Origin of the sequence: Salinibacter sp. 10B (assembly GCF_002954405.1) — a bacterium.
Classification (GTDB): domain Bacteria; phylum Bacteroidota; class Rhodothermia; order Rhodothermales; family Salinibacteraceae; genus Salinibacter.
Map to the genome: position 1 here is coordinate 4057581 of NZ_MQWC01000004.1, position 18710 is coordinate 4076290.

General features: G+C 60.3%; 16 protein-coding genes and 1 pseudogene. 10 read left to right on the forward strand and 7 right to left on the reverse strand.

Annotated features, from left to right (window positions below):
* Positions 1-4: 4 nt before the first annotated feature.
* The 3 genes from BSZ35_RS16590 to BSZ35_RS16600 form a co-directional block, all read right to left on the reverse strand.
* Complete coding sequence (locus BSZ35_RS16590) at positions 5-1114, reverse strand: histidine kinase (protein WP_105013486.1); 1110 nt, start codon at positions 1112-1114, stop codon at positions 5-7.
* Positions 1115-1199: 85 nt separating this feature from the next.
* Positions 1200-2066: a hypothetical protein gene (locus BSZ35_RS16595; RefSeq protein WP_105013487.1), complete on the reverse strand. Its 867-nt coding sequence runs from the start codon at positions 2064-2066 to the stop codon at positions 1200-1202.
* Positions 2050-3294 (reverse strand): multiheme c-type cytochrome, encoded by a 1245-nt coding sequence (locus tag BSZ35_RS16600; RefSeq protein ID WP_105013488.1) that lies wholly within the window; start codon positions 3292-3294, stop codon positions 2050-2052. The genes BSZ35_RS16595 and BSZ35_RS16600 overlap by 17 nt, the downstream gene beginning before the upstream one ends.
* A 375-nt stretch (positions 3295-3669) precedes the next feature.
* Between BSZ35_RS16600 and BSZ35_RS16605 the strand changes: the two genes are divergently transcribed.
* Entirely contained in the window at positions 3670-4629 is a 960-nt protein-coding gene (locus tag BSZ35_RS16605; protein WP_105013899.1) for a Brp/Blh family beta-carotene 15,15'-dioxygenase, read from the forward strand.
* Between the two features lie 70 nt (positions 4630-4699).
* Here BSZ35_RS16605 and BSZ35_RS16610 read toward each other — a convergent pair whose 3' ends face one another.
* On the reverse strand, positions 4700-5230 hold the full coding sequence (locus BSZ35_RS16610) for a fasciclin domain-containing protein (RefSeq protein ID WP_105013489.1): 531 nt from the start codon (positions 5228-5230) through the stop codon (positions 4700-4702).
* A gap of 268 nt (positions 5231-5498) precedes the next feature.
* On the opposite strand from BSZ35_RS16610, the gene BSZ35_RS16615 reads away from it, so the two are divergent.
* The 6 genes from BSZ35_RS16615 (at position 5499) to BSZ35_RS16640 (ending at position 11656) form a co-directional block, all read left to right on the forward strand.
* Positions 5499-6008, forward strand: a complete 510-nt coding sequence (locus tag BSZ35_RS16615; protein WP_105013490.1) for a GNAT family N-acetyltransferase — start codon at positions 5499-5501, stop codon at positions 6006-6008.
* A gap of 131 nt (positions 6009-6139) precedes the next feature.
* The gene (locus BSZ35_RS16620) at positions 6140-6619 is read left to right on the forward strand and encodes a peptidylprolyl isomerase (protein WP_105013491.1); all 480 of its coding nucleotides are present in this window, start codon (positions 6140-6142) and stop codon (positions 6617-6619) included.
* Positions 6620-7037: 418 nt separating this feature from the next.
* Positions 7038-8162 (forward strand): 3-phosphoserine/phosphohydroxythreonine transaminase, encoded by a 1125-nt coding sequence (gene serC / locus BSZ35_RS16625; protein WP_181149387.1) that lies wholly within the window; start codon positions 7038-7040, stop codon positions 8160-8162.
* A 277-nt stretch (positions 8163-8439) separates the two neighbouring features.
* Positions 8440-9603, forward strand: coding sequence for a Re/Si-specific NAD(P)(+) transhydrogenase subunit alpha (locus BSZ35_RS16630; protein WP_105013492.1), 1164 nt, complete (start codon positions 8440-8442; stop codon positions 9601-9603).
* Positions 9604-9730: 127 nt separating this feature from the next.
* Complete coding sequence (locus tag BSZ35_RS16635; RefSeq protein WP_105013493.1) at positions 9731-10051, forward strand: NAD(P) transhydrogenase subunit alpha; 321 nt, start codon at positions 9731-9733, stop codon at positions 10049-10051.
* A gap of 174 nt (positions 10052-10225) precedes the next feature.
* Positions 10226-11656: an NAD(P)(+) transhydrogenase (Re/Si-specific) subunit beta gene (locus tag BSZ35_RS16640; protein ID WP_105013494.1), complete on the forward strand. Its 1431-nt coding sequence runs from the start codon at positions 10226-10228 to the stop codon at positions 11654-11656.
* A gap of 134 nt (positions 11657-11790) precedes the next feature.
* On the opposite strand, the gene BSZ35_RS16645 is transcribed toward BSZ35_RS16640, so the two are convergent.
* A complete protein-coding gene (locus BSZ35_RS16645; protein WP_105013495.1) occupies positions 11791-12576 on the reverse strand; it encodes an SDR family oxidoreductase in 786 nt (261 codons plus the stop codon).
* A 231-nt stretch (positions 12577-12807) separates the two neighbouring features.
* Between BSZ35_RS16645 and BSZ35_RS16650 the strand changes: the two genes are divergently transcribed.
* Positions 12808-14172 carry an APC family permease gene (locus BSZ35_RS16650; protein WP_105013496.1) on the forward strand — a complete coding sequence of 455 codons (1365 nt, stop codon included), beginning with the start codon at positions 12808-12810 and terminating at the stop codon, positions 14170-14172.
* 88 nt (positions 14173-14260) lie between these two features.
* Positions 14261-15028, forward strand: coding sequence for a universal stress protein (locus tag BSZ35_RS16655; RefSeq protein ID WP_105013497.1), 768 nt, complete (start codon positions 14261-14263; stop codon positions 15026-15028).
* Between the two features lie 525 nt (positions 15029-15553).
* On the opposite strand, the gene pckA is transcribed toward BSZ35_RS16655, so the two are convergent.
* A complete protein-coding gene (pckA, locus tag BSZ35_RS16660) occupies positions 15554-17146 on the reverse strand; it encodes a phosphoenolpyruvate carboxykinase (ATP) (RefSeq protein WP_105013498.1) in 1593 nt (530 codons plus the stop codon).
* A gap of 171 nt (positions 17147-17317) precedes the next feature.
* Here pckA and BSZ35_RS16665 point away from each other — a divergent pair, with 171 nt between their 5' ends.
* Positions 17318-18145 (forward strand): YdcF family protein, encoded by an 828-nt coding sequence (locus BSZ35_RS16665; protein WP_219846662.1) that lies wholly within the window; start codon positions 17318-17320, stop codon positions 18143-18145.
* A 130-nt stretch (positions 18146-18275) separates the two neighbouring features.
* Here the strand turns inward: BSZ35_RS16665 and BSZ35_RS16670 are convergent.
* Positions 18276-18710: pseudogene (locus BSZ35_RS16670) on the reverse strand (ammonium transporter); the annotation flags it as partial.

Consider the following 18710-nt stretch of genomic DNA (forward strand, 5'->3'; position numbering starts at 1 on the left):
AAGGCTAGTCGGATGGGGCGGAGGGAGTAGTGCGGGAGGCGGGGGCGCCCGTGGGGGAAGAGGCTGTGGCGGAATCCGTAATGGGGGCACACCAGAGCACCCCCTGGGGCAGGAGCGACAGTTCGGCCTTGTTGCCGAAGTGACTCCGGAGGCGAGCGTAGAGGTCGGCAATGCCAGAGCCGCGGCGGAGCACAGTGTCGGGGTCTGTGGTGTCGAAGCCGGGACCGGTGTCAAGTACGGCGAGGCAGAGCCGATCGTCGTCGTGCCGACCCGTGATCGTGATGGTGCAGGGCTCGTTGAGCTTTCCGGCGCCGTGCTCGACGGCATTCTCCAGAAGCGGAATCAGTGTAAGCCGGGGCACCGGGACTGAGAGCAACGAGTCGGGCACGTCGAAGCCGACCTCCAGGTCATCACCGGACTGCATTTGTACAAGCTCAACGTACCAGAGCGCGGCTTCAATCTCGTCGGACAGGGGCACCAACTCGTCCCCAGCGGCTTGTCGACGATAGGTGAGCAGGGACTGTAGTTGATGGAGAAGGGGCCGGGCCGCCTCTGGCTTCTGGTCCAGAAGGGTCTGTGCCAGGTCCAGAGTCTCGAAGAGAACCGGGGGGCAGCACTGGGTCCGCAGGCGACGCATTCGGGCCTCCCAGCCTTCCGCATGGTCCTGTCGGTCGCGTCGGTAGTAGGCTTGTAATGCCTGGACCCCCGTACTCCCCCCCACGATAAGAGCCGCACCCGTCCCAATTCCAAGCAACAGGATCCAGGAGGTCGGGAAGGCCGTGCCGAGAAGGGCCTTAAGACCGGCGGTCAAGCCCAGGAAGATGAGCAGGGTCCCCCCGGCGGGGGCAAGGGCGTGAAGGACGATGTCTCCCTCCGACTGCACGGGCACGAAGGCCTCCATTACGATCTGTATGATGCGGGTGGTGGCATCAATAACAGCCACGTACAGGACCCCCACCAGCACGCTGTTGCCGAGGACGACGGGGGACCAGGAGCTGAATTCAAACCCCCCAGGTCCGCTCACATACACGGCGAGTCCAGCGACGGCACCGATGAGGAACACGAACCCGGCTCGGCGCAGGCCGTCGGCGATGGAAGACACCAGGGTGGACATGCTGAGGGAAGGGGTGATGCGTGAGGGAGGACGGATTCACTGTCAATCACGTATCACGCATCACGTTCCAGGGCGTCTTGTCCCTTCAGTTGGAGATGTCGGCGAGCTTGGCGTGGAGGTCCCACAGCCCCAGCGCCCCGAGAAGGGCCAGGTCCACGAAGAGGAGGGGAGCAAAGACCGGCGCCCCGAAGCGCAGAGCATCCCAGAGTCCCCTTTCCAGCGCCCCCTCATGGAAGAGCGGAGCCACGTGCAGACCGAATCCGAGCAGCCCGGTTGCCCCCTGAAGGAGCAGCACACCGTACCCAACGAGAATCACGAGCCGGGTGGGCGGCCGGAGGATAATTGCCCCGAAGAGGCCGACCGCCAGCGCGCTCACCACAACTGGAATCCACTCTGTCCAGTAGAAAAAGGCGTTCTGCGCATGATCGATGAGAGAGAGGGCAAAATTCCCAATGAAGCCGCCCAGGGCAAGGAAGGAGACCCACTGCCCCCATACCGGAGAGTCCGGGTCTTCCATTCGGTTGAGGAGGAGCAGGCAGCCGAGCCCGGCAAATGCGAGCGGGGCCACGAATGGAGCAGAGTAGACGAGGCTTTTGAGGGTGACGGATTCGAAAAACCAGCCCTCAAGGTGCCACACAAGTCCGGCCAGCCCCACCAGAATGGACGCCCATCCGACGGCGAGGCCAATCCAGCGGGCCTGCCCCGTTCGGCGCTGATATTCCTGCCAGATCGCGAAGCCGAGCACGGCCGTCCCGCCGATGGAGAAGTACACCGGGATCCATTCGGCCCAGTGGGCAAAGTCGTTGAAGGAATGCGCTAAGTAGACATCCAGAATCAGGAAGAACAGGTTTGAGAGCACGAACACCTCCAGCAGAAACGGACGGCTGAGAGACAACTCCGCCCATTTTTGGAGGAGAGGCGTGTCGGTCGTCGTCTCAGTCGCTTGGGTCATGGGAGCGGAGCTCCTTAGCCTTTTCTTTAAGGTGTACGAAGCGGGCCAGCAGTTCATAGTTTCCATGCCACTGCACATAGTCGGGTCCTCCCATGAAGGCCCCGTGCTTTGCCGTGCGGCCGTAATAGTGCCAGTAGTCAAAGATCTCAAACTCTAGCGGTTCGTCGAACGGCGTCGGCGTGAGGTGCCCTTCGGCCCGCAGGGAGTCGACGATGTTCATGTAGTTGTTGACCTTTTCGTTGGTGGCCCGCACGACACTCTCGGCGTCGTCATAGTACTCGTTGGTGTGTTCGGCGGTATGGCAGTTGTTGCAGGCCCGCTTCATGGCGGCCTGGTTGGCAGCGTAGTTTGGCCGTTTTTCCGAGACGGGAGCGAACAGGTACCAGGAAAGTCGCTTGCTCACATTGTGGGTGACCGCGAGGCCGCCTTGCCCGCTCATGTGGCAGGTGGCGCAGGTGGGGGAGGGCATGTCACGTACTGTCAACTCTTCCGGCTCGGCGTCCATGTTGTACTCATCCCCATTCGTCTCGAAGAGCACGCCGTGCTTCGACTCCTCGAAGATCTCGATCTGAGCGTGATCGGGACCCATGTGGCATTGGCCGCACGTACGGGGTTCGCGGGCGAGCTCCACGGAGGCTTCGTGGCGGCCGTGACACTGCGTGCAAGACCCGATGGACCCATCCGGGTTCGGCTTGCCGATGTCGTGACAGCCCTGGCATCCCACCTCCCGAGCCGCCTCTCCCTCCAGTTGGGCCAATCGATTGGCCGGGCGGGCCACCGCCCCCTCGTGATACTGCTCCGCAAACGCAATTTGCTCCTGCGTGAAATCCGTTGAGCCCTGTACTGCGGCCCAGGCGGGGGCGGCATGCCGACTGCGCAGGAATTGTCGATTTTCCTCGGCATGGCACTGACTGCAGTTTTTCGCCGTGAGCGATGTGGCCAGTGTAAACCCCCTATGCTCAAAAGACTCTTGTCCGTCTTGCGGCTGGTGACAGTCGAGACAATTCGTCCCTTCTTGAACGTGCTCGCTGCGCTCATATTCTTCTACGATGGCGGGCGTCTCACGGCGATGGCACGAAGCGCACTTCCCCGTCGCCTTCACGAGTTCCGCGCTCGGCTGCTCGGTCGCCACATGGGGGCGCTGGGCCTGGAGAAAGAACGCTCCAACGACGAGGGCCCCGGCAATGGTGAGTGCAATGAATACGGACTTAAAGGAGTCCAACTCCATGGTAATTGTGGCGCGGGGACCCACGCTTGGTTTATGGAAGTGTAGGTCGCGTGAAGTGAAAGGGTATTGTAAGGAAGCAGAGGTGGGAATGCAACGAAGGTGATAATTTTCGAAGATCCAGGAAGCGAGGAGGACTTAGTAGATTTTAGGGGCACGATTTGCGCAACTGGGGGAGCGATCAATAATAAAATGCTCTGCTACGACTACGGAGCGGCCGGAGAACAGGAGGCTGCCGACGCCTCTGGAGTCTGGAGAAGTGGTCGCTATGGTCGTCCTTCGGGAAGACTGACGGCGAAATTCTCAGGGCCGGTGCGCGTGTTGGTAGGACCTCCCCCTTTCGGCGTTTTTATCTGAACTCATTTCCTTGCAATGCCTGTGGCCGACTCTCCCACGCTTCGTTCGTCACGCATCTACATCCCGGTCGTTGGCCTCACGGCGCTCACGGTTGTTGTCGGACTTTGGAATGGATCCGTTCTCAATACGGCTGCCATCGGGATTCTCCTCATTGCCGTCGTTCTTACTGGCATGCCGCACGGAGCCATCGACCATCTTGTGGCAACCGAACTCTATTCCCTCCGTGCCACCTGGAGGGACCAGGCCAAGTTCTACGGCGGCTACCTTGCCCTCATGGCGCTCTACGGGGCGTTCTGGGCAGTAGCGCCTGTCGGGTCGCTGGTCGTGTTTCTCGGAATGACAATGTACCACTTTGGACAGGCCGATCTGGCCTACTGGGACTTGTCTCCGCTTGGGGCTCGACTCGTGTACGTGTCTCGGGGCTTGTTTTTGATCGGGCTTCCCATTGCCGCATTTCCGATGCAGGTAGATCCGATCTTTGACGCGATCGCGGGCGTGCAGCCGTCGACGTGGCCCCTATTGTCGTCGCATCCGACGGCTGTGTGTGTGGCCCTGGTCCTTCAGCATGGAGTCGTGCTGGGGATTGCCTCTCTGGGCGCGAACGTTGCTGCATGGAAGCAGGGCCGAGAAGCCCTCAATGTGATGGTCCTCGGGGCTCTGTTCGGATTCGTGCATCCACTGGCAGCCTTTGCAGTGTACTTCGGGCTTTGGCACTCCTTCGGACACATTTTGGAGCTTCTCCGGTTCTTTCGTCGTCAGGACAGTACGCCGGCCACACTCACGGCGTTTTATGGGAAGGCTGCTCTGTTTACTCTTCTTCCGTTCGTAGGGCTTGGGGGATTATACTGGGCGACGCAGGCGTTCGGCTCCACGGACCAGATGATTGCGCTCCTCTTCATCATTATTGCTGTAATGACGCTGCCCCACATGATCATTGTGGAGCGGCTGTATCGAGAGCGGGAGGAGCGACGAGTTGCATAAAAAATCCCCGCTCCACCGCACGAGGCGATGAAGCGGGGAGAGCGTTCAGGAGAGAGGTCCTCCTTTCTCCTTATTTGTCCGACGTTTGCATCTCCTTCGGCGGCATGAGGACCGTATCAATGACGTGAATAACCCCATTCGAAGCGGCAATGTCGGTGGTCGTCACGGTGGCTTCGTTATCGCCACTGAGCGTGACCGTCCCGTCCATCGTCTGGATCCCGATCATGGATCCCTCCAGCGTTTCGGCTTCCGACAGTCCCGTGACGTCTTTGGCCATTACCTTTCCCGAAATGACGTGATACTTGAGGATGGCCTGAAGTTGAGACTTGTTCTCCGGTTTCAGTAGGTTCTCCAGGGTGCCGTCCGGCAGGGCCGCGAAGGCCTCATCGGTAGGGGCAAACACTGTAAAGGGGCCTTCGCCCTTCAGGGCCGATACGAGATCGCCGGCCTTGAGGGCAGTGACCAAGGTCTCAAAGCTCCCGGCGTTCTGCGCCGTTTGCACAATGTCAGCCGTCTGGGTCTTGTCCTGGGCCTGGGCGGGGAGGGCAACGATAGCGAGGGTAAGAGCAGCAGAGAGTAGGTGCGGCAGGAAGCGATACATGGATAGGGCACGCGTTGGTTGTAGAAAGTAATGAATGCGTCCGTGCAACGCTCGGAGGCCCCATCTTATTCAGCAAAACAGTGAACCTGACCAGTCTGTCACAATTTGACGAGAAGAAGTGCCCAAGGTGGAGGGGCAGGGGGGCTGTTGGAGTACCGGGAAGTTCGGGGCTGGTCCTACTCCAGAGGGGAAGTTCCCCCTTCTTCCTTGAGAATGAATTTCTACTCACGACTGAGGTCGTCCCTATTTCCACTGTCGTTGGTGCACAATGCCCAAAATTCGAGATGGTCGCCCCTCGGATGCCGCTTCCATTGCCGCCATTTACAATGAGTCGATCGCGGCTCGGGACAGCACCATGCAAACGACACCGGTAGTGCCCGAAAGGGTGGCGGCCCGCATTCGAGGGCTCGGCCCCCGGGAGGCACTGCTCGTGATGGTGGCCTCCACGGGCGTTTTGGGATATGGCATGCTCAAGCAGTACAGTGATCGGAACGGGTACCGCTATACCGCCGAGACCTCCGTATATCTGCGTCGGGCCCGGACGGGAGAGGGATTGGGATCGAAGATTCAAGAGGCGCTCATCCGGCGGGCACGATCGGCAGACTACCATCATCTGGTGGCCAAGCTGTGGGCCGACAACGAGCGGAGCCGGGCGCTCCACCGCAAGTTCGGGTACGAACTCGTGGGGATACAGCAAGAGGTTGGGTTCGTGGAGGGAGAGTGGCGCGATATTGCCATTTTGCAGAAGGTACTGGGGGAGGAGAGCGTTGGAGAATAGTCGGGGGAATACAGAGACGAATCAAATCTTCGAAGGCACGGCCACACGGGGCGAACACTGTCTGCTAAGGTGCGTTATAGATTCTGAATTGTTCGAATCACCGCCTTTTTGTACCAAACCGACTTAACGTCGTGGCACAAGCGAAAGAAGGAGATGAGGTCCAAGTCCACTATACCGGCAAACTAGAGGACGGGACCGTATTTGACACCTCGGAAGACGGGGAGCCGCTCAGCTTCACCATTGGTGAGAATCGCGTGATCCCCGGGTTTGAGGAGGCCGTGACTGGCATGGAGCCGGGCGATTCGAAGACCACAGAGGTTGAGCCCGAGCAGGCCTACGGAGAGCACCGGGAAGACATGGTCATGGAAATGGAACGCGACCAGATTCCCGACGATGTCGATCCGGAGGTGGGCCAGCAGCTCCAGCTGCGCCTCGAAAACGGCCAGACGGTTCCGGTTCTCATCACGGCGCTCGGGGAAGAGACCGTGACGATCGACGCCAATCATCCTCTTGCCGGGCGCAAGCTTCTCTTCGAGATTGAACTCGTGGACGTTGGAGAGGGCGCAGGCGGTGGGGCCGACGACGAGGGTGGCAACATTGTGACCCCGTAGTCCTCGAGCGTCCATTCCGGATGCAGACTTCCCTGCCCCTGCATGGCTTTGCCGTGTAGGGGCTTTTTGTGTGGCCATGCCCCAAGAAACACATTGGAGTTTTCCATGAAGGAAGCGCTTCGGGACGTAATCTGCGGGAAAATGTCCGGGCAAAGAATTGCACCGAAGGGGCACCTTGTCTACGTTAACGTTCAGTGAGGATGACACGGTGGAAGTGTTCAGCGGGGCGGACTGGTGGTTCGTCAAGCTGAGGATGCCGAATGCTGAATTAAACACCCTGTGTTGAATCCGGCATTCGACAGCCTGAGTACCGTCCACAATTCAGCGTGCTACCTGACGGGGGAAACAGGCGCCACTAGGCCCGCCCCGACATTCTCGCTGCGCACTGGTTTTCGAACTTGATTTCCGCGACGCAAACATGGATGACGACGTGGCTCAACCCGACGCAAAGAGCACCCCGGCGGATCGAGGGGAGCGCCTCTATAACTTCTCGGCCGGGCCTGCGGCTCTACCGGAGGAGACGCTTCTGGAGGCCAAGGAGGAACTGCCGGTGTACGACCATGCCGGGGCTTCTGTCATGGAGATTAGTCACCGCTCGGCGGCCTACGACAAGATTGAGGAGGCTGCCCGGGAGCACATCAAATCCCTCCTGGACATCGGTGACGAGTGGAATGTGCTCTTCTTGCAAGGCGGGGCCTCGATGCAGTTCTATCAGGCCCCCCTCAACTTCCTGTCGGAGGACGGATCGGCCGATTACATCATCACCGGCCGGTGGGGGACGAAGGCCATTCGGGAAGCGCGTCTCGTCGGCGACGTGAACGTCGCCGCTTCGACTGAAGACGACGACTTCACGCACGTGCCGGATCCGGCGGACTGGGACCTCAACCCGGAGGCCGACTACGTGTACCTCACCACCAACGAGACGGTGAACGGCAACCAGATTACGCAGGATCCGGTGCTCGATGCGCCAATCGTGGCGGACGCGTCCAGTGAGTTTCTGAGCCGCCCGATGGATCTGGACGGCTACGGCCTGATTTTCGCGGGGGCCCAGAAGAATGTGGGACCTGCGGGGGTGACCATTGTGCTCGTGCACGACGACTTCCTTGAGCAGAAGAAGGACGGGCTGCCCACGATGCTCGACTACGGCACCCACGTCCGCAAGCGATTCAACACGCCGCCCATCTTCCCGATCTACATGGTTGAGAAGGTGACCCGGTGGCTTCTCAATATTGGGGGGCTCGACGCCATCCATGCCGTCAACAAGCGGAAGGCCCGCAAGCTCTACGATCGCATCGAGCAGTCGGACTTCTACTACTGCACGGTCGACGAGGGCTCCCGCTCGATGATGAACGTGACGTTCCGTCTCCAGGATGCAGACCTCGAAGATCTCTTCCTGAAGCAGGCGGAGCAGCACGGGCTCATGGACCTTGCGGGACACCGTACCGTCGGGGGCGTGCGAGCCTCCATCTACAATGCCATGCCGGAGGAAGGAGTGGACGCACTCATCCAGTTCATGGATGAGTTCGAACAGGCCCACCGCTAGAGGAGTGGCAGCCCCCAGTCATGGACTCTTGGCCACAGCGCTTCTACTTTCTCGCCTCACTGCCGATTGAGCCCATGACAACAGATTCTTAACGAAATACGGAGAGGGGCGCCGCTTGCGTGCGGCGTCCCTCGTTCGTTTCTTGGCGGAATCGAAGAGTGAGTGTTTCGTGAACGCCATCTGAGAACGTATCGTCCCAGGTCACCCGCAGTACCGCGATGCTGGTACTGCCGGGACCGTCACCGTAGAGTCACGCTTGACACGATCCCACCACGAAATGGCCTTTACGATTGGCATTCCACGCGAGACCGAAGCGGATGAGACGCGCGTCAGCCTTGTTCCTGAGGTAGCCTCCCGGCTTCTGAAGATGCGGGAGGGGCTCGACATTGTCGTTGAGTCCGGGGCGGGAGCGAAGGCGTTCCACCGCGATGACGCGTACGAAGAGGCAGGGTGTACGGTCGTCGACCGTGCGGACGCCTTTGATGCCGACCTTGTTGCCAAGGTGGCGCCGCCCTCTGAAGACGAGCTTGACTTCTTCTCGGAGGGGCAAGCGCTCGTCGGCTTGCTTGATCCGCTCAACCGCCCCGAGGCGGCACAGACCCTTGCGGAGCGAGGCGTCACGAGCTTCGCGATGGAACTTGTCCCCCGCATCTCTCGGGCGCAAAAAATGGACGCGCTCTCGGCCATGAGTTCAATTGGGGGGTACCGGGCGGCTGTACTTGCCGCCGAACGGCTGCCGCGGTTCTTTCCCCTTCTCACCACCGCGGCTGGCACTGTGAAACCGGCACAGGTCCTCGTTCTTGGGGCGGGAGTGGCCGGACTGCAGGCCATTGCCACCGCCAAACGACTCGGGGCCAGGGTGTTTGGGTACGACATCCGCGAGCCCACTCGCGAGGAGGTTGAGAGCTTGGGTGCCAAGTTTGTGGAACTGGAGGTGGACATTGACGGCGACCAGGATGAAAGCGGCTACGCCGAGGAGCTGGAAAAAGAAAAGCAGGAGCGGCAGCCCGAACTCCTGAAGCCCCATCTTGCTGAGGCCGACGTGGTAATTTCAACGGCCCTCATTCCCGGACGACCCGCTCCGTTGCTCATCAACGAGAATGCGGTGGCGGCCATGGATCCCGGCTCCGTCATCGTCGATCTTGCGGCTCCGAACGGAGGCAACTGTGCCCACACCCAAGCGGGAGAGACGGTGGTGAAAGAGGAGGTCCGCATCATGGGCCCCACCAATCTGCCCGCGCAGATGCCGGTGCACGCCAGCCAGCTCTACGCGAAAACGATCTCGGCCACCATCGAGGAGTTCGTCGAAGACGGTACGATCACGCCGGACTTCGACGACGAGATCTTCGACGGGGCGTGCCTCACCCACGACGGAGAGGTTCGCAATGAGCGGGTTCGCGAGGCCCTTGGTCTTGGCGAACCGGCGACAGAAGAGGAGTGATGTGTGAGACGTGATGCGTGAAGGGGGCATCTCACGTAGCCCGGTCCCCACATCACGCCTCGCGCGCTTGGATTTTATCGTGAGATGCGGCACCAATCCGCAGTTCGTTCCAGCCACCTAGACCGCCATGCTAAACAACCTCATCATCTTCGTCCTCGCGGCGTTCGTCGGCACCGAAATTCTGACGAAAGTGCCACAGACGCTCCACACCCCGCTAATGTCCGGGGCGAACGCGATCAGTGGCATTACCATTGTCGGGGCGCTCGTCGCCGCCGGAATGACGACCGACCCGTGGTCGGGTTGGATCGGCTTTGCGGCCCTCATCGTCGCCACGATCAACGTGGTGGGGGGCTTTCTGGTCACCGACCGGATGCTGGAGATGTTCGGGGAAAAGAAATCTTCCGGAGCCGGGCAGGCGGCGCAGCGGACAAACGGCACTCCCGGTTGAGCACGAAGGGGCCCTTGAGGAGGCAATTGGTTCCTGAAAGGTCCGGAACCGAAAGACGAACAACGTGCGCAGTGCGTATTTCGTCCCCCTGATTCGGCGTCCCGCAGCAAGGAGGCCCGGTGACGGAATGCGCAACATGAAATAGAAATACTCTCTCCACCGACGGTTTTGCCCATGAAAACCGCAATTATCGACCTTACGTATCTGCTTTCGGCCGTGTTGTTTATTTTCGGGCTGAAGCGTATGCAGTCGCCCGTCACGGCCCGCTCGGGAAACGTCCTGGCGTCTCTTGGAATGCTCGTGGCCGTCGTCGCTACGCTCTTTTTGAAGGAGATCTTATCGTGGCCCATGATTATCGCCGGGGTTGTGATCGGCGGTGGGATAGGACTCGTTCTGGCTCGCAAGGTTGAGATGACGGCGATGCCGGAACTGGTGGCCGTGTTTAACGGATTTGGTGGGCTTGCGTCCGCCCTCGTGTCGGGGGCCGAGCTTTCACAGCACATTGCGGGCACGGCCTCTTCTACCTTCGGTCTCGTCTCGGCCATCACCATCTCGCTTTCTATTCTCATCGGGACGGTCACCTTTTCGGGAAGCATTGTGGCCAACGGGAAGCTGAGCGGCTGGATTACCGGGAGTCCGATTTCCTTTCCCGGACTGCGAGTACTCACGGTGCTTCTGCTTATTGGGGCCGGAGGGGCCATGGGCGTCATGATTGCGATGGCGGATGCCTTTCCGGAGCTCGCTGCGCCTACGATTCAAGCAGCGGCCGGCCTGGGGGCGTCGGCCCTACTTCTCGGCATCCTGCTCGTGATTCCAATCGGGGGAGCGGACATGCCGGTGGTGGTGTCACTCCTGAACTCCTATTCGGGCCTCGCTGCCGCCACGACGGGTTTTGTGCTGAACAACACGGCTCTGATCGTGAGTGGGACGCTGGTGGGGGCAGCCGGGATGATCCTCACCGTCATCATGTGTGATGCCATGAATCGCTCCCTCGCGAATGTCATCCTCGGGGGCTTTGGCGGAGACGACGGGGCAGTGGGCGGCCCAGACGTGCCGGAAGGGAAGACTGTAAACGAAACGTCGCCGGACGATACCGCGATTCTTGCCAGCTATGCCGAGAAGGTGGTCATCGTGCCCGGGTACGGGCTTGCCGTCGCCCAGGCGCAGCACGAGGTGCGCGAGATGGCCGATCAGTTGGAGGCGCAGGGAGTGGAGGTGAAGTACGCGATTCATCCCGTGGCCGGGCGCATGCCGGGCCACATGAACGTGCTGCTGGCAGAGGCCAACGTCTCGTACGAGAAGCTCTACGAGATGGATGAGATCAATCCGGAGTTTCCGACGACGGACCTCGCTATTGTCGTGGGCGCGAACGACGTGGTGAATCCGGCAGCCCGTGAGGATGAGGGTAGTCCCATCTACGGGATGCCCATCCTGAACGTGGATGAGGCGGAGACCGTGGTCGTGATCAAGCGGAGCCTCAGTCCCGGGTACTCCGGCGTGCCGAACAATCTCTTCTATGCTGACAACACGAAAATGCTCTTCAGCGATGCGAAGGAGGCGGTGGCCGGCATTACGGAATCCATCAAGGAAATGCAGGAGGCCTGAGAATCCAGTTGGACTGGGGGGGGGGCGGAGATCAGCCATTGTCCTGGTGGCTCAGGGCCCGACGGTCCGTGACGGCCGTCGGGCTTTTTGCATACGCTCGTCGTTTCCCCCGCGAATCGTTAGGGGCGGAGTGCTCACGTCCCGTCGTACCGCCGGATCATGCGGCGAAAGAGACTCGGAACGAACCGCTTGGCGTAGACGCCGGTAATTTCCCAGCCCCCGATGTAGACTTCATCTTTTCCCCTCTCAATGGCGTCGGCAATCGTTTCGGCACACTTGGGGGCCGGCATGCCTTTGTCCCGTCCCGCCTCGCCCTGCGGAGTGCCGTCGGCGCTTAGGGCGTTGGTGGCCACGTTTGTTTTGACGAATCCCGGGCAAATCATCGTCACGCCGATGCCCTCATCGTGTACCTCCGCGCGGAGCGAGTCGAACCAGCCATGTAGGGCATGCTTGGAGGCCGCATAGGAAGAGCGCTTCGGTGTGCCGAACTTGCCGACGATACTGCTCACGACGGCAATTTGCCCTGCTTCACGTTTCTGCATGGTGGGCAACACGGCTTTCGTGAGTTGGACAGTGCCGAAGAAGTTGACCTCCATGATGCGCCGCACCACGTCCATCTCTGCCTCGGCGGCCGTACTCCGCTGGCTGATGCCTCCGTTATTGATAAGCACATCGACGGGGCCGACGTCGTGCTGCACGGTCTCAGCGGCCTGTTGTAGGGAGGCGGGATCGGCAAGATCGAGTGTCTGGACCCTGTGCTCTTCGGGACGGGGACACTGCGTGCGGACCTCATGGAGTGTTTCTTCACGGCGAGAGGAGAGCACAAGCTGAGCACCGCGCTGGCTGCACTCGTAGGCGAGGGCTTCGCCGATGCCGGAGGAGGCACCCGTGATCCAGACGAGACGGTTGCGGAGGTTCATGAGCGGGGAGAGCGTTGAGACGAAACGAGGGGAAGTCTAAATGTAGGGAGAGAGATGCGGGAATGGAAGCGCGGAGCTCTTCAGCGTTGGGAGCAGAAACCAGTGCGCCCGTTCCTTTGCCCCGTCGCCGAAAAGGACCACATTCGCGGCAGGCACTCACTGTCGAATCACCCTGAAATGGGGAGAATATCAGTAAACGCACACACCATCCGACGGAACTGAGATCAATTCATGAGTCAGGAGTCTCCCATTGAGGATGTCGATGTCCATCAGGGGGGAGAGCTGGAGCGAACACTGGGGCTCACACAGGCGCTTGCCATCGGCACAGGGACCATGGTGGGGGCTGGGATTTTTGTCTTTCCGGGGCTGGCGGCGGGCGAGGCTGGGCCAGCCGCCATGCTTTCGTTCGCCATCGGGGCCGTAATTGCTCTGTTGGTTGCATTGCCGACCTCCGAGCTGGCGACGGCGATGCCTGAAAGTGGAGGGGGATATTACTTCGTCTCGCGCAGCCTGGGCACTCTGTTTGGGTGTATGGTCGGGCTTGGGCAGTGGCTCGGCCTTGTGTTTGCCTCGGCCTTTTACTTGATGGGGTTTGGGCATTACCTGTCAGATCTCCTTCGTGAAACTGGAGTGGACATATCAATGCCGGTGGCGGGCATTGCGTTGGGCACGGCCGTCTTATTGACAGGCATCAGCATTACGGGCACTGAGAACACCGGGGATCTGCAGAACTGGATCGTTGGCACACTGCTCGTAATCCTTGCTGGCTTTTTGGGACATGGGGGGCTGGATGTGATTGGGGTGTTTGGACGCGAGCGAGTGCCGGAGACGTTCTTCCCGTACGGAACGATGCCGGTATTCACGACTGCTGCCCTTGTCTTTACGTCCTATCTTGGATTCGTCCAGATCGCCACGGTGGCTGGGGAAATCAAAAATCCGTCGCGCAACCTGCCGCGCTCGATGATCGGAAGTGTACTGCTCGTAGGGACATTGTACGTCTTTACAATTTTCGTTGGGACCAGTGTGCTTGGCAGCGAACAGCTATCCACCTTGGGCGAGACGGCCGTTGTGAGCGTCGGGCGTGCGCTGTTCGGGACGTTTGGGGCAGCGGCCATTCTGGGCGGCGGTCTCTTGGCAACGCTGTCCAGCGCCAACGCCTCCATTCTTAGCGCCTCACGGTCCATTTACGCCCTTAGCCGCGACAATCTCGTGCCCAAAGCGGCTCAACGCCTGAACGAGCGGTACCGGACGCCCCACGTCGCCCTCTTGCTTGCAGGAGGGCCCATCGTGGGGCTGATCCTGTACGGGCGAGTTGAAGTGTTGGCCGAGGTGGCCTCGTTGCTTCACCTCGTCATGTACGGGCTCATCTGCGTGGCCTTGCTCGTGCTTCGGCACTACGATCCGGCCGGGTACGAGCCGAGCTTCCGGTGCCCGGGGACTCCGATTGTGCCCGGCCTGGGAGCGGTGGCCAGCTTTGGCCTGATCGGGTTTATGAACCCACTCTCCATCGGGCTTGGCTTCGGCGTGCTCGGAGGAGCCGTGGGGTGGTATTTCTACTATGCACGCAGCGTCACGCTGTCCGAGATTGAGGCATAACTACACGCGTCGTGCGGCTGCCTAGGCCCTTCAGGCGGTCGTCCGGAACGACGTCATTCCACCACAGTCACGAACATATCGGTACGTCATGACACGCACCGAAACTGCGCCGTCGTCCATTCTTGTGGACGTCGAATTGCCGAATCCTGCGCCCTTGTCCCCTGCGCTCGTGGATCTTCTGTCATCCCTCCGCGTCGTTCTCGTGGGCTGGTACGCCGTGCCGGAGCAGACGTCTCCCGAGCAGGCACGAGATCAGTTTGAACAACAGGCCCTCGCAGCCCTCGATACGATTGCGGAGCCCTTTGAGAAGGCCGGCGGCGAGGTGGTTCAGCGACTAGTGTTTACCGGCGATCAGTTGGATACGATTCGTCGCATTAGCAGTGAGGAGGACTGCGACGCGGTCCTCATCCCGGCTGAGATGTCCCACCTGGAGCGCATTCTCGTGCCGCTTCGTGGGCTTCCCAATGCTCGTCGCATTGCGCCGCTTGTGGCTGATCTTGTGCGGGATGGGACCACCGACGTGACGCTGTTGCACGTCCTTGAAGAAGAGGAGTCGGAGGCCACGTCTCGTGAGCACGTGCTTCGGCCTGCCGCCGACCTAATGACCGGGCAGGGCATTGATGCGGGCCTGTTGCGGCTTGAGACGGTTACCGCTGACGATCCAGCCCACACGATTGTTGATATTGCTGCCGACTACGACGCCGTTGTTCTTGGGGAAACGAAGCCGTCGGTTCGAGAAATTCTGTTCGGGAGCGTCCCGGAACAGGTTGTGGAATCGGTGCGAGTGCCGGTGATTATGGTGCGGCACGGGCACGACGATGTTCAAGTAGCCGAACGGGCTGTCCAGGCGGACTAGAATTGAGGAAAAGGATGGCGGTCTAATGCGGGGCGATGGTCGGAGACGTGGTAGGGGCAAACGCAAAACGCCGGACGGCCTTTTGGCAAGGCCGCCCGGCGATTTGCAATCCCCCGATGCGAGAGGGAGCGATGTCTCCCCTACGCAGGAGCATAGCGCGTTGTATGCTTCTCTCCGTTTTCCAGTCAGCTGTACTCGCCAAGCAAAGAGAACGATCACCGATTCATCCCGAATCGGCCGAGTCGCGGAACACGATGGCGCTACCCTCGCACCGGTTTCACCCCCTTCGGTGAAAGAGAAAGACCTCTGAGGAAGGCGTCCTATTCTTCCTTCAGCAGAGCTGGCGGAAGGGAGCAATCAGAAGCCAGTTTGAGGGTACGGCGGGCCGTCGGATTTTGAGTGGACAAATCGCGCATCGGGCGCAGGGGGTTTGACTCCTCTCCTGGTGCTCCACGCCACGATCCATGAAGCGTGGGGAATCCCGGGGGAGGCGGATGCATCTTGCGCGCCTCATCACATGATGGGCTAGGCCATCTGTAACTGGGGACCCGCTTCGAGAATTTCCGACGAGGCCATGTCCTCGTACTGTTCAAAGTGCTCGTTGAAGAGCCGGACGAGTTCTTCAGCCTGTTCGTCGTAGGCGGCCGGGTCATCCCAGGTCTCGCGCGGCATCAGCAGGTCGTCGGGCACGCCGGGACACTGCTCGGGCACGTCCAGACCGAAGACCGGCTCCGTCACTTTCGAGGTTTCCAGTAGCGATCCGTCGTGGATGGCGTCGATCATCGCCCGGGTATATTTGAGCGGGACCCGTTTGCCCGTGCCGTAGGGGCCGCCGGTAATGCCGGTGTTTACGAGCCAGACCTCGGCGTCGTGCTTGCGAATTTTCTCGGCTAGCATCTCCGCGTATTTGGCCGGGGGCCACACCAGGAAGGCGGCTCCGAAACAGGCCGAGAAGGTGGCCTGTGGCTCATCGACGCCCATCTCCGTGCCCGCCACCTTTGCCGTGTAGCCGCTGATGAAGTGATACATCGCCTGCTCGGGCGTCAGCTTGCTTACCGGCGGCATCACACCGAACGCATCGTAGGTGAGGAAAATGATGTTGTCCGGGTGGTCGCCCACCGCGGGAATCTTCGCGTTGTCAATATACTCCAGCGGGTATGATGCCCGGGTATTGACTGTTATGGACGTGTCGTCGTAGTCGACTTTGCGCGTTTCCTCATCGTAGACGACATTTTCCAGAATGGTACCGTACTGGATGGCGTTGTAGATTTCGGGCTCGTCTTCGGGAGAGAGCCCGATGGCCTTAGCGTAGCATCCGCCTTCGATGTTGAAGACGCCCGTATCGCTCCAGCAATGCTCATCGTCGCCGATGAGTTTGCGGTTTGGGTCGGCAGACAGCGTCGTTTTACCGGTGCCGCTGAGACCGAAGAAGAGAGAGACGTCGCCGTCCTCACCTTCGTTGGCCGAGCAGTGCATCGACAAGACATTGCGCTTCGGCATCAAGTAGTGCATCACCGTAAAGATGCCCTTCTTCATCTCGCCGGCGTACTGCGTGCCAAGGATTACCATCTCCTGGTTTTCAAACGAGAGGTCCACACTCGTTTTTGAACTCATGTGTTCGGTACGCCGGTTGGCCGGAAACTCACCCGAGTTGTAAATTACGAAGTCCGGCTCACCGAAATTGTCTAGCTCCTCCTGCGACGGCCGAATCAGCATGTTGTGCATGAAGAGGGCATGGTAGGGCCGAGACGCGATAATTCGCACCTTGAGGCGGTGCTCCGGATCCCAGCCGGCGAACCCATCGGTCACGTAGATCCGCTTTCGGGTGTTCAGATAGTCCTGAGCCCGTTCTCGATTGATATGGAATGTGTGATCGTCGATTCCCATGTTGATCGGTCCCCACCAGATGTCATCTTCACTCTCGGGGTTACGAACAATGCGCTTGTCGGCGGGACTGCGGCCGGTTTTCTTGCCGGAGCGGATGGTGAGGGCTCCGCTGTCGGTGATGGCGGCCGTAGGGTCTAGACGAACAGCTTCTTCATAGAGACGGGCAGGATTGGCGTTGCGGAGAACAGTCTCAGCATTAATTCCATACTCCGAGAGATCTAGAGTGGGCATAAGGTCGGGAAAGTAAATGTACGGTGATCAGGAAAAGCGCTTCCAATATATGAAGACACCCGGCAGAATGTGTAGTCCCCCCGCCGGACTTCGATGTGAGGAACGGGGAAAGTCAGTTTCTGTGGGTATCCTGACAGATGAAGAGATCTTGTTTCGAGAATCCATGACCCTATGACGACGAGCGGTTTGCCTCTCGATATGGAGAAGCCTGCGCGTGTGGCAGAGGATCTCACGACCATAGCGTCTTTTCTCGCGGCGTCTGATCTGCCGGAGTTGTCATCGTCTGCCGTGGCAAGCGTGACCGGTAGGCCCCGTGCTGATCTGCTTCTCCTTCTCGGCAATGCTGTGCTGCCCACGATTGAGGTCGTGGCGAAGGGAATGCAAACCGGGGTGGCCCGCCGACTCCTCATTGTTGGGGGCAACGGCCATTCAACGGTGCATTTGCGGGAGGCAGTGCGGGAGGCGTCGCAATACGAGAATGTTGTCGTGGAGGGGCGGGCCGAAGCTGAGATCCTGGAAGATCTTCTCGTGAATGTTCACGGCCTTGATGACAGCAACATTCTCACCGAGACGGAATCTACGAACTGTGGGGACAATGCTGAACATGCACATGCTCTTCTTCAAAAGCGAGACCTGGCCCCGCAGAATATTATATTGGTACAGGATCCTACAATGCAGCGACGCACTTGGGCCTCGTTCCGACGCGTATGGGGACGGGATGGTCCCGCCCAGTTTTACAACTGTCCACCCTTCGTTCCTGCGATTCGCTCCGACGGCGGGACCCTTGCATTCGAGGGCCCGGACCGGGCGGGCCTGTGGACGATGGAGCGGTTTGTGTCGCTGGTGATGGGGGAGATTCCACGCCTCCGGAACGACACGGACGGCTATGGGCCGAGAGGACGAGGATACATCGTCGCCGTCGATATTCCAGCGTCGGTGGAGGCCGCCTACCAGCGGCTTCGCGATCTGGGGGGCGACCTTGGCCGATCCTTGGGGTAGGGAGGAGGTCTCTCTGTCGAGTATAGCCGCGCCGGAACCCAAAATACCGAAAAGGGCCGCCCCCTATTCCAGGGACGGCCCTTTCAGCACCCACCAAGCGACTCATGCGAAGGAAACGTATGGAAGCCAATTACCCGACCGGTTCAGGATCTTCCGTGCGATCGGCGGCCCGCTCGTGCGTGTGCTTTGCCTTTCCATTGGGCATGCCGAATTCCGGATAGGCGTCGACGTCGTGCTCCAGCTGGTCGAGGCCGAGCTGTTCTTTTTCGCCGTTGATGCGGAGGCCGCCCACGAGGGCGTCGGCGGCGGAGAAGACGACGTAGCTCACGGGGAACGTCCAGAGGAAGGCGGCGGCGATGCCGAGGGCCTGCACCCCGACCTGCGAGAGGCTGAAGCCGCTACTGTCGAAGAGGCCGGCCGCGAGCGTGCCCCACGCGCCGCAGACGCCGTGCACCGCGATGGCGCCCACCGGGTCGTCGACGTACGTTTCAATGAAGCGCGTGGCGTAGACGACCAGCAGCCCCGCGACCGCGCCGGTGAGGATGGCAAACGGCCCGGTGAGGGT